Raw genomic sequence first — 11349 nt, 5'->3', positions numbered from 1 at the left:
CCGACAATTGTCCCTAAACCCGCCCCGACAATTGTCCCTAAACCCGCCCCTACAGTAGCTAAACCCGCCCCGACAATTGTCCCTTGACGACTTTCGATGGCATATTTATGACTATGAAATGAAAGGTTAGGGGAGTGCATCGTAATCTTCAAGTAATTTTTTAATATAATCTTCTTGAGCAAGTTGTAGGGGAGTTTCACTGTCAAAATTCATCACATTAACCTCTGCGCCTCTAGCGAGTAACTGCACGACTAATTTCGACCAGTTATTTCTGACGGCTTTATGCAGCGGAGTATCGCCATTAAGATCTATAGCATTGATATCAGCACCTGAATTAACTAAAAATAAGGCAATATCCTGTAATCCTGTACAATGCAATGGTGTTTTGCCCTCTCTATTAGGAAGATTAATTTCTGCTCCTTTTTCAATCAGAAGTTTAACAGCGTCTAAGTTATTCCAAGCGGCTATATGAAGGGGACTATAGAATTGATTATTTGGCATATTCACATAAGCACCGTTAGCAATTAATAGTTTGATCACATCCAGATCATTATTTCCTTTAAAATCGTCACGAGTTTGATTTGTGATCGCGATATGTAGCGGGGTGTTTCCTTGATTATTTCTGGCATTAACATTTGCGCCTTTAGCAATGAGTAACGCCACCCGATCTAGCTTAAGCAGAGAAGCCGCGTTGTGAAGGGGTGTATTCCCCCAATTATCTTGAGCATTACTATTCGCATTTTGATCGAGTAATAGCTCGATAATTGTAGTATTGTCCGCTTTATGTAATGGCGTTTCTCCTTGGTTATCCTGGGCATTACTATTCCCACCTTTAGCCAGCAGGAATTCTACTAACTCGGTTTTGTCATTCTCTACTGCTTTATGGAGTGGCGTCTCCCCATTACGATTTCTGGCATTAATATCGGCAATGAGAAGTGCTGCGATTTCAGGAGAAGGGGCAAAATGCAACGGTGTATTATCCTGATAATCTTTCGCCACAATATTGGCTCCACTTTGCAGCAGGAACTCTATCATCTGCTGAGAACCTATTTTGCTTGCCTGATGTAGAAGAGTCCCATAGGGATGGTAGTCTGTATTAATCTCATCTGCCTCAATTTTTGCACCATTTTTAATTAAAACAGCAGCGATTTCAGGAGAATGTGCTAGGTGTAATGGGGTGCGATTCGTTTTAGCGTCTTTAGCATTAACATCTGCCCCTTGATCAATCAGCAATTGGGCAATTTCCGCAGAACGGGCAACGTGTAAAGGAGTAAGTCCGGGAATAAGTTTTCCCGAGTTCCAGTAATATCCATGTAATTGCTCCCAGTTGGGTTGACTTTTGGCATGAATATCAGCACCATGGGCAATAAGTAACGCCGCAATGTCTCGCGATCGCGCATAATGGAGAGGAGTCCAACCATACTGATCTGTGGCATTTACATCCGCACCTGCGGTAATTAATAACTGTGCCATTTCCGCTGAGCCTACCCAGTGTAAGGGGGTTGTATAGTCTCCATTTCTGGCATTGACACCTAACCCGTTTTTGAGATACTGTTGAATTGTGGTAATATCTCCCTGTTCGGCAGCTTCATAAACCTGGGGTGGTGTTAGTCTGATTGTGCTGAGGATGGGATATTTAAACGTATTAATTCCTAAAATAATACTGGCTAAAATTCCCCCAAATACAAGGGGTTTCCAGAACGGTGACTTAGAGGGAACGGGTTTAAGTTTAACGGAAACTCGCTGATTTTGTAACTCAGCCAGGGCGGTTTCAGCACAAGCGAAGCGGTACTTTAAATCCGGTTCCAGGATTGTCTCCAACCAATCAGCAAAAGCTGCCGATATCTGTATCCGAAAACACCGGGAATCTGTCGTCAGATGATTGATGGGTAAATCGGCGGGAGAACGATGGGTGAGTAAAAATAACAAGGTTGCGCCTAACCCATACAAATCCGTGGCTGGAACCGCTTGTCCCAGAAATTGTTCAGGTGCCATATAGCCAAACGTTCCTACCACAGTATGACTTCTGGCTAAGGTACTGTAATAGGTAGTTTGCACCGCACCAAAATCTATTAAAACTATCCGCCCATCATTACTTCGGATGATATGATTGGGTTTAATATCTCGATGAATGATAGGCGGTGTTTGCTGCTGTAAATAAACCAGGATGTCTAAGACTTGAATAGCAATCTGGCGAATCTCCCTTTCATTCCCCCGCCATCCGTTTTGTACTAATTCTGCCAGTGAGCATCCGGGGGCAAATTGTTGGATAATATAAAAGCTGCGATCGCGCGGTGTGTCGAGATGGAAATAATCCAGATAATGGGGAATACCCGGATGATTCAGTTGAGCTAACACCTGCGCTTCTCGTTCAAACCGTTCAATTGCCTTCCAGTCATGAATCTGGCGCAGTGACAACGCTTTCAGGACAACTCGTTCCCCTGTGTCTAAATCTTCGCCAAGATAGGTGATACCGCTCTCTCCCTGTGCCAAGGGTGCTAAAATACGATAACGTTTAGCGATCGTCTCCTCTGGCGCTTGTAGTTGTTCCATAACTGCGTAACTTGTAACCTGATCGATTGAATCGTCGCCTAAGTTTGTATAGCAACATTGCCGAATCAATTCTGTTCGGGGACACTGGAGGATACTGTTGCCGAATGACTCGCTCTATTCAGAGTATGCCCAATTTTGCTGCAAATTCTGTCACCTTCAGAAGATTCTAAGTGAAGTGGATTACTATTCTTATCGTTAAACCGAACGTTATTAGCCATGTCGTAGAGCGACTAATGTGACTTTCTGATTAGCCAGTCACCCGAACAATTAAACATCAATGCTCCTGTCGCCCAAACCCTTACAAATGACGAATGACGAAGGACAAAGGACGATCTCCAACGTAACTCAAGACACCTTACAACTGTCCCTAACTGCTTTACGGGAACAGGAATTGCAACGCCTGCGGAATAGCTTGCGACAGGGACAACAACCGATGGCAGATTGGCAGGGGGGAACTCTGGCGGTGTCGGCGGTACCGGGTGCAGGAAAGTCTACAGGAATGGCAGTCGCAGCAGCTATTGCGATCGCACGTTATCAACTTCATGGTAAACGACAATTAGTCGTGGTCACGTTTACGCGATCGGCGGCGGCTTCAATTAAGGCGAAAATTAGGGATTATCTGAAGCCCCTCCGCTTACCCCAAAATAGTTTTGTGGTGTATACTCTTCATGGGTTAGCCCTGAATATTGCCAACCGCCATCCTGATTTATCGGGGATTAATTTAGATACGCTAACCGTTGTCACCCCCAATCAAACTCACCGCTTAATTCGGGCTTGTGTGGAACAGTGGATTGCCTCGAATCCGCGTCGTTATTCCCTATTATTGGAAGGAGTCAGTTTTGATGGGGAAGAGACGGAACGATTGCGGCGACAATCGGTATTGCGAACCGAAGTGTTACCGTCTTTAGCCTATACGGTGATTCACGAAGCCAAAAGTTCGGGACTATTGCCAGAAGACTTATGGGTAATCAGTCAACAAACCAATGACCCTTATAGCATATTAGCGATCGCAGCCGGATTATACGAGCAATATCAACGAGTGACGCGATCGCGAGACTTTATTGATTATGATGATATGATTCTGGCAGCCTTGCGAGTGCTAGAGGATAACACGGTGCGTCAACTCTGGCAACAGCAATTTTTTGCCGTCTTTGAAGACGAAGCACAGGATTCGAGTCCCCTCCAATATCGCTTACTACAAACCCTAGCCACTGATCCGACTAATCCTTACATTCCCCTCAATTTAATCCGAGTTGGTGACCCCAATCAAGCGATTAACTCCACCTTTACCCCCGCAGACCCAATTTATTTTAATCGCTTTTGTACCGAATGCCAGGAACAGCAGCGCCTTGCTACGATGGATCAAGCGGGTCGTAGTACGCCAATTATTATTGATGCGGCTAACTTTATCTTAAATTGGGTGAATCAAACCTATACGCAAAACCAGGATGAATCCACTCGTCCCTTTCGTCCCCAAACCATCCATCCCGTACCCCCCGATGACCCGCAAACTGACGCCAATCCCCAGCCAGAGGGGAGAGGGTTAGAAATTTATACCCCCAGTGATATTTATCAAACGGTAGAACTTTTGGGACAACGGGTAATAGACCTATTCACCCGCAACCCCGAACATAACGCCGCCGTCTTAGTCCGAGAAAATCGCCAAGGAAACTTTATCGCCCAGAAACTCGACTATCTCAAACGCCAGCATGATATTGACGTGTATGATGTACAGGGGAGCGATCGCCACTCACACATTCCCATTGAAATACTGGCATTATTGCAATTTATCGACCGTCCCCATTCTCCCGATTACCTAAAAGCCGCATTAGACGTTCTAGTTAAACGCCAACTAATTCCCACCCAAGACTTAAACGCCCTCGCTACCTATCCCGAACAATTCCTCTATCCCGGACCCCTTGACCCCCATCCCACGCCCGCAGTCAGTCAAGCCGCCAGATACTGTCGCAGTCTATTACGGGCACGTCTAGAATTACCCCATTACCAGCTTATTTCCTTTTTAGCCCTCACCTTACAGTACGACCAATCGGAACTCGCCACAGCCGATAAATTAGCCGAACGAGTGGTCAAACAAACCTACAGCAGCAGCGCCATGCCTGCTACTTTAGCCGCTTTAAGTGAAATTGTCTCCTCCGAACGGTTTGAACCCGTGGAAACCCAAGACACCGACTCCCGCTATCTACGTCGTCGTCAACTCACCATCATCACCATGCACAAAGCCAAGGGATTAGATTGGGACTATGTATTTCTCCCCTTTCTCCACGAAGATACGATTCCCGGTAATCCTTGGGTACCCACCGCCGCCCAATTCTTAGGCGATTTTACCCTAGCTGAAGTAGCCCGGGCGCAAATTCGCGCCAGTTTGCACGAACACCCCCTACCCACCGCCTTAGAAGCCTGGGAGAAAGCGGGACAGCTTAAAACTGCCGAAGAATATCGTCTATTATACGTCGCCATGACCCGCGCTAAGCGACTGTTATGGATGTCAGCGGCACAAAAAGGACCCTTTCGCTGGAATACCTTCAGTGGACAAGCTTCAGATAACTTACAGATGAAAAAACCTTGTCCCGTGTTACCCGTATTAAGTCGTCGCTTCCCGGATTCAGTAGTTTCGCTAGCAACGATGGCAAATTAAGTAGAGACGTTGCATGCAACGTCTCTACAGGATTTTGGCGATTTGCTCTCTTCAGGGGTAGTTAACCCGCTGGACTTTGGACAAAACGCTTACAGGTACTACATCTAGGGTAAAAAGTCAGAAAGCTTACGCTATATGCAGTGTAAAAATCCTATTATTCGTGTTCACAGTCACTTCCACCTGTTGACAGGTCAGAGCAACTAAATATAAATCCGATGTAAGTTCTGAGTCCAACTTGTTTAGGTTGAGCGGTAATCATCAGTATATCAGAGGAGACTCTGGGCAGTTGTTTGGGTGATGTAAACGTTGCCTCTGTTGGAATTTTCAACAATTGTTCTATTTGACCTTTATCTAAATTCAAAAACAGATAATCATTCCAGCTAGTCTGAATCCCTGTATAGATATGATAGGTATAATTTTTTAAATCTGTAGAAAATTCTATAGTTAAGTCTTCAAAAGAATCAGAGAATTCCTGCTTTTCTAGAACATAAGCCCGTTGTGCGCGGATTATTAAATATAAATAATCAATGGCTTTTTGTTGTTCATAAGGTGCAGTCATTGCCTGATAAATTAAGTGTTTATGCCCAAAAATCACAAAAATAGCGCTAGCTAAAATCAGGCTGTTCAAACTTATTAGGCTAAATTTTAGGACTTGTTTTAGTTTAGACATTTTATCGGGTAAACCAATGTCATTAAACGACACCAAAGTAATAGTTTTTCAAGCAGGCAATTACATAACTCACCCTATAGAAAGTTAAATTATCCTACTGACTAGCGACTACAACTCATTGTCAGCTTCACTTGCCAATAACCGTTGCAGGGGTTCTATCAACAGCGGCAAGTTATTCTGAAGAGTTCCCCAAACAATAGTAAGATTAACTCGAAAATACTCATGAGCGATAATATTTCGCATATCGCTCATTAACCGCCAGGGAACCTCAGGATGACGACTTTGAATTCCCTCAGGAATATTAGCGGATGCTTCACCAATGACAATAAACTTGTAGAGAACTGACTCCACCAGCATATCATTCCTTTGAAACGCAGCAAACGTCAGCCCATTGGTACGCTGTTGAATCGCAGAAATTGCCTGCAAAATATCTTCAACTCGCAGTTGCCAACGTCTAGAAGACACGAATCACATCCTCCAAAACAGGTTCACGTAAATGCTCTCGCAACGCATCTTGAGTCCCTAAATCAATATCACATCCTAGGATATCTTCTAAATAGTGCTGTATCCGAAAGAATTCAAAAAATCCTATCGGTTGAGAAAATTCGACCAAAAAATCCACATCACTGTCGGTTCTCGCTTCATCCCGCGCCACAGAACCAAACAACTCCAACGACTTGACACCAAGTTCTTGAAGTTTCAATTGATGAGCTTTAACAATCGCTAACACATCCTCTCGTTTCACAGGTATCCCCCCACTCATTCAGCCCATACGACCAATAAGAATATAGGTTGCCATTTCGCCTTTACCTTTAACCTGAATCACACCTCGTTTTTTCAACTGATATAGCAAAATTGGTTTGTAGTCATGGCTTTAGCCTATGCAGGAGGCGTCAACCTAACCGACAACCTTGACAATGGTGCGTTAGCGAAGCATAACGCACCCTACAATGATTGGTGTAAGATGTGAGTTCAACTAAAGGTATTTAAAGTAATAATACCAGTAGAGACGATTCATGAATTGCCTCGACGATAGATTCTAGGCAGTGTGTAACATAAATTGCTGTAGGGGCGGGTTTAGCCTATCAATGTAGATACTCACCAATAACCTAGCAACAAAACCCGCCCTGACCCAAAATTTACCCCTTCAACTTTTTACCTAAAAGTTGGTTGGTTAATTTGGGATTTGCCCGTCCATTGGTTTCCTTCATTACCTGTCCGACAAAAAACCCTTGCAGCTTGGTTTTACCATTCCGATACTGTTCCAATTTCTTGGGATTCGCGGCAATCACTTGATCAATGATGGCTTCTAGTTGGTTGACATCCGAGATTTGAATTAATCCCCGACTTTCAGCTAGTTCCTTGGCTGAACCACCTTTCGCTAGGAGTTCGGGGAGAATTTCTTTAGCGATTTTGCCGCTAATCGTATCCTCTTCAATCAACTGAATTAGTTCTGCCAACACTAACGGTTTGAGGGCAATTTCGGTAATCGCCAGTTTCTCCGTATTCAGATAAGCAGCAATATCTCCCATCACCCAGTTTGCCACTTGTTTAGGATTGGCATTTGCAGTTACAGCGGCTTCAAAATAGTCCGCCACCAGTTTATCTTCGGTTAAGACGCGGGCATCATACGCCGAAAGCCCGAATTTCTCTTCATAATGATGCCGTTTCTCGGCGGGAAGTTCGGGGAGTTCACTGCGCCATTGTTCTAATTGTTCTTTAGAAACTTCAATCGGGGGTAAGTCGGGTTCGGGGAAGTAGCGGTAATCGCTAGACCCTTCTTTGACGCGCATACTAATCGTGCGTTGACTTCCTTCTTCCCAGAGGCGGGTTTCTTGAACTATCGGTTCCCCGGTTTCAATGGCTTCGATTTGCCGTTCGATTTCGTAGTCAATGGCTTTTTGAATGGCGCTAAAGGAGTTCATGTTTTTGATCTCAACTTTCACGCCAAATTCTTTTTGACCAGCGGGACGCACGGAGATATTCACATCACAGCGTAGGGAACCTTCCTGCATATTGCCATCACTGATACCCAGGTAACGCATAATCCGGCGTAATTCTTGGGCATATTCGGCGGCTTCTTTGCCAGAACGCAAGTCGGGTTCTGAGACAATTTCTAGGAGGGGGACACCTGCGCGGTTGAAATCGACGAGAGAGTAGGTGGAACCAGAGAGTCGGTCACTTCCCGCATGGACAAGTTTTCCGGCGTCTTCTTCCATGTGCAGGCGGGTGATGCCGATTTTTTTGTCGATCGGGTTTCCGTCGTCATCGATGAGTTCGATTTCTAACCAGCCATGTTCAGCGATGGGGAGGTCATATTGAGATATTTGATAGTTTTTGGGTAGGTCGGGATAAAAGTATTGTTTGCGATCAAATTTACTATAGGGGGCGATTTGGCAGTTGAGGGCTAATCCGGCTTTGACGGCGGATTCCAGGACTTTTTGATTGAGGACGGGTAGCACTCCGGGGAGTCCCATGCATATCGGGTCAATGTTGGTGTTGGGGGGAGTGCCGAATTCTGTGGAGGAGTAGGAGAATATTTTGGTGGCGGTGTTGAGTTGGCAGTGGGTTTCTAGACCGATTATGGCTTCGTACTTGGTTTTTGCGGGTGCTGCGGTGGTCATAGGTGTTTCGTGGCTGTCTCGTTGTCAGAGTTTTGGTCTATTTTAGCGTGGGGGTTGGTTGTTCGTAGTAGGCACGAAGCGTGCCAGTAGTCCATTTTTAATAAAATTGAGTTTAAGCCTCAACCCAACCGACTGGGCGGTTGAAACCGCAGCTACACAAACAAAACCCGCCTGCGCGGGTTTCCAGATTTTTAATTTTGTGTTGATTCTACTGCGCCTAAAGTTTTGAGTGCGATCGCGCTGATTGCAGCGATGATTGGGTCGAGGTTTATCGGGCTCACTGCGGCGAATTCTTTTTTAATGGGGTGATGCGGATTTAATCGTGATCAATCCGGATCTAACTTGTCACTAATGATCAACCTTCCACAATCACCTGATCGAGAGTTTGACGAATAATCTCCCGTTGTTGGGCATCATATTGCCAACGTTCCAGAAACGCCTTATAACTTCCCTCTCCGGTTATGGCACTTTCCCGTAACGCCACCACTTTTTCCTGCACTTGAGGGAGATTAATTTGTTCAATTAAATGGATCGTTCGTCTTCGCACTCGATCCGATCCTTGCGCCATGGCTTCATTCTGATTCCGACGGTGGGTAATCGCCATGGCAGCGGACATGGCTAAGTTTTTCACCAACAGTTCAGCGACGGTATCCGGTGAGGATTGCAGGGCTTGAATTACCTCTGGCGAAGGATTATCCGCTAAACTGTCGTCAGCGGTGAGGTATGTGACAAAGAACCCTCTAGCACCATTTGTGGTTTTCACCAACTGGGCGATCGCACTCGCCGCATCTACTTGGGAGAGTTCACCGGATGACAGTTGCGTCATCAGGGATTGAGTGAGTGCGATCGCGTCTTCAAAGGTCACATCTTCTGGAATATTCACCTGATTCCATCTCGTCATAAAATGCTAGTCAAGTTATCTTGATTCAAAATTACTCCTAATGCAAGCACTTTGGCTGGAAAACAATCAACTGCAACTCCGCCACGATATCCCCATTCCCCAGCCACCACCGGGGGAAGCCTTGGTGCGAGTTGTGCGGGCGGGTATTTGCCACACGGATTTGGAATTAATTGGAGGCTATTATCCTTATAAGGGTATTTTAGGTCATTTGTCATTCGTAAGGGTTTTCAGGATAAAAATACGGAGGGTCAACTCGAGTGCAAATTGGATGGTTAGAAGATAAACAGACGAGGGCGAAGGCGATCGAATTGCTGGATCTGGGACTGATTTTGCCCATCCCAGTCAAATGACCTTTACTGGCTATGAAATTAAGCCGGGAGGGATGAGTTATTTGGCTTCGCGATCGCGGGTCATGGGCTATATACTTGGGGAAACAGGATTCAGGCGGCGAAACGTCATGTTGAAGCCGGGGAATTTCTGTTCGAGTGTCGTTTATTGGAGTTAAGGATTGGATGAGTGTTACCCTAACCGATGTCAAGTATATTTTGTTGGATATTGAAGGCACAACCTCGGATATTCAATTTGTCCATAAGGTGATGTTTCCTTACTCTAGAGAACGGTTGGAACAGTTTGTTTTAAGCCATCAGAATTTAGATGAGGTGGTTGAGGCGATTAATCTGACGCAGCAAACGGTTAAAGCCGAACAAGGACAAGATATTGATTTAGAAGGCGCGATCGCAACCTTACTGGACTGGATTGATCGCGATCGCAAACACCCTGCCCTGAAATCTATTCAAGGACTCATTTGGCAAGAGGGGTTCGAGACAGGCGCATTTAAATCACATCTTTACCCAGATGTCAAGCCTAAGTTAGAAGAATGGGCGCGATCGGGGTTAAAATTAGGCATTTATTCCTCTGGGTCAATTGACACTCAAAAAATGTTCTTCAGCCACACAGTCGAAGGAGATTTAACCCCACTCTTTTCTAACTATTTCGATTTAACAACGGGGAGTAAAAAAGAAGCGATTAGTTATGAACAGATTATCGATGTTTTAGGATTAGCCCCCAATAAAATTGTCTTCTTTTCCGACGTTCCCGCTGAATTAGTAGCGGCGCGACAGAAAGGGTTACGAGTGGTTCATGTTAAGCGCGAGGGAACCGCATCTTGGTCTGACGTGCCAGAAGTAGAATCCTTTCAAGAGATATCTTTTATCTCTTAAGTTATATGCCAGGAAATAAATTTCCGGCTGAAAGCTTAAGTAAGCTAAAGCTTACTACATTAAACACTTTTCACCCTACCCTCTAGCTGCTATCTTCTTCCTTCTGCCTTTATTCCTGCTGTATCATCCACACCAAAAATGCTAAAATTTGCTCAACGGGTGGGATAGGATAAACAATCAAATCAATCGTAACTGTGGTATCTTCCAGTTTAAGAAATTGCCATTGATTGCCATTACTAACGATACCATAGATACAGGGAAGCGGTTTTTCCTTAGCGATATTAAATTTCTGGGCAGCCACCATTTCCGCCACACATTGACCAATTCCCGATTTAAGGTTAGCTTGTTTCGCCTCCACAATCACAACCGCTGGTGCTTCAATGTCTAAAAGTTCGGGGGAACGACTGATCAGGAAGTCACAACGTCCATTAAGTCCCAGTGATTCATCGACGTTAAAGTCTTCGCCAGAAAATAAACTAATTTGACGGTTTAAAATGCGCCGTACTTCCACTAAAACCGGGCTAATAATTAATTCAGATCTGGCTTTTTCACTGCCTGTCGCCACAGCGAGAGGGAGATTTTCGTCCAGAACGGCGGCTAAGGTAGAACTGGGTTGAATTGGGTCAATTTCCGGCAAAAATCTAATCCCTTCTGCTGTGGTGAGATTGAAGGCTTCTTTGGCTTTAGCAAGGGTGGTGAATTGACTGTATGGCATTGTTGTCTTA

At 45.0% G+C, this 11349-nt stretch carries 9 protein-coding genes and 1 pseudogene; 3 read left to right on the top strand and 7 right to left on the bottom strand.

The annotated features are described in order from the left end of the window. Positions 1–126: 126 nt before the first annotated feature. Positions 127–2553 carry an ankyrin repeat domain-containing protein gene (locus ACLFWI_RS18035; protein ID WP_446414065.1) on the bottom strand — a complete coding sequence of 809 codons (2427 nt, stop codon included), beginning with the start codon at positions 2551–2553 and terminating at the stop codon, positions 127–129. Between the two features lie 304 nt (positions 2554–2857). Here ACLFWI_RS18035 and ACLFWI_RS18030 point away from each other — a divergent pair, with 304 nt between their 5' ends. Continuing rightward, on the top strand, positions 2858–5209 hold the full coding sequence (locus ACLFWI_RS18030; protein ID WP_446414064.1) for an ATP-dependent helicase: 2352 nt from the start codon (positions 2858–2860) through the stop codon (positions 5207–5209). Positions 5210–5363: 154 nt separating this feature from the next. Here the strand turns inward: ACLFWI_RS18030 and ACLFWI_RS18025 are convergent, their stop codons facing one another. The 5 genes from ACLFWI_RS18025 to ACLFWI_RS18005 all read right to left on the bottom strand — a co-directional run bounded on the left by ACLFWI_RS18025 (position 5364) and on the right by ACLFWI_RS18005 (position 9404). After that, complete coding sequence (locus ACLFWI_RS18025; protein WP_446414063.1) at positions 5364–5879, bottom strand: type IV pilin-like G/H family protein; 516 nt, start codon at positions 5877–5879, stop codon at positions 5364–5366. A gap of 108 nt (positions 5880–5987) precedes the next feature. Then, entirely contained in the window at positions 5988–6344 is a 357-nt protein-coding gene (locus ACLFWI_RS18020) for a HepT-like ribonuclease domain-containing protein (RefSeq protein WP_446414062.1), read from the bottom strand. Next, positions 6334–6624, bottom strand: coding sequence for a nucleotidyltransferase family protein (locus ACLFWI_RS18015; RefSeq protein WP_446414061.1), 291 nt, complete (start codon positions 6622–6624; stop codon positions 6334–6336). The genes ACLFWI_RS18020 and ACLFWI_RS18015 overlap by 11 nt, the downstream gene beginning before the upstream one ends. Before the next feature lie 394 nt (positions 6625–7018). After that, a complete protein-coding gene (gatB, locus tag ACLFWI_RS18010) occupies positions 7019–8503 on the bottom strand; it encodes an Asp-tRNA(Asn)/Glu-tRNA(Gln) amidotransferase subunit GatB (RefSeq protein WP_446414060.1) in 1485 nt (494 codons plus the stop codon). Positions 8504–8858: 355 nt separating this feature from the next. Further along, positions 8859–9404, bottom strand: a complete 546-nt coding sequence (locus ACLFWI_RS18005; protein ID WP_446410234.1) for a hypothetical protein — start codon at positions 9402–9404, stop codon at positions 8859–8861. A gap of 40 nt (positions 9405–9444) precedes the next feature. On the opposite strand from ACLFWI_RS18005, the pseudogene ACLFWI_RS18000 reads away from it, so the two are divergent. Then, positions 9445–9612: pseudogene (locus ACLFWI_RS18000) on the top strand (alcohol dehydrogenase); the annotation flags it as partial. A gap of 304 nt (positions 9613–9916) precedes the next feature. After that, positions 9917–10624, top strand: coding sequence for an acireductone synthase (gene mtnC, locus ACLFWI_RS17995; protein ID WP_446414059.1), 708 nt, complete (start codon positions 9917–9919; stop codon positions 10622–10624). Positions 10625–10733: 109 nt separating this feature from the next. Here mtnC and ACLFWI_RS17990 read toward each other — a convergent pair whose 3' ends face one another. Then, on the bottom strand, positions 10734–11339 hold the full coding sequence (locus ACLFWI_RS17990; protein ID WP_446414066.1) for a hypothetical protein: 606 nt from the start codon (positions 11337–11339) through the stop codon (positions 10734–10736). Positions 11340–11349 lie beyond the last annotated feature (10 nt).

It is taken from the genome of Coleofasciculus sp. (assembly GCF_046539235.1).
Lineage (GTDB): Bacteria > Cyanobacteriota > Cyanobacteriia > Cyanobacteriales > Coleofasciculaceae > Coleofasciculus.
This window is presented reverse-complemented; position numbering and strand designations above follow the sequence as displayed.

Coding starts and splice junctions, on each gene's coding strand:
- ACLFWI_RS18035 (WP_446414065.1), bottom strand. CDS start 2,553: ATGGAACAACTACAAGCGCCAGAGGAGACGATCGCTAAACGTTATCGT.
- ACLFWI_RS18030 (WP_446414064.1), top strand. CDS start 2,858: ATGACGAATGACGAAGGACAAAGGACGATCTCCAACGTAACTCAAGAC.
- ACLFWI_RS18025 (WP_446414063.1), bottom strand. CDS start 5,879: ATGTCTAAACTAAAACAAGTCCTAAAATTTAGCCTAATAAGTTTGAAC.
- gatB (WP_446414060.1), bottom strand. CDS start 8,503: ATGACCACCGCAGCACCCGCAAAAACCAAGTACGAAGCCATAATCGGT.
- ACLFWI_RS18005 (WP_446410234.1), bottom strand. CDS start 9,404: ATGACGAGATGGAATCAGGTGAATATTCCAGAAGATGTGACCTTTGAA.
- mtnC (WP_446414059.1), top strand. CDS start 9,917: ATGAGTGTTACCCTAACCGATGTCAAGTATATTTTGTTGGATATTGAA.
- ACLFWI_RS17990 (WP_446414066.1), bottom strand. CDS start 11,339: ATGCCATACAGTCAATTCACCACCCTTGCTAAAGCCAAAGAAGCCTTC.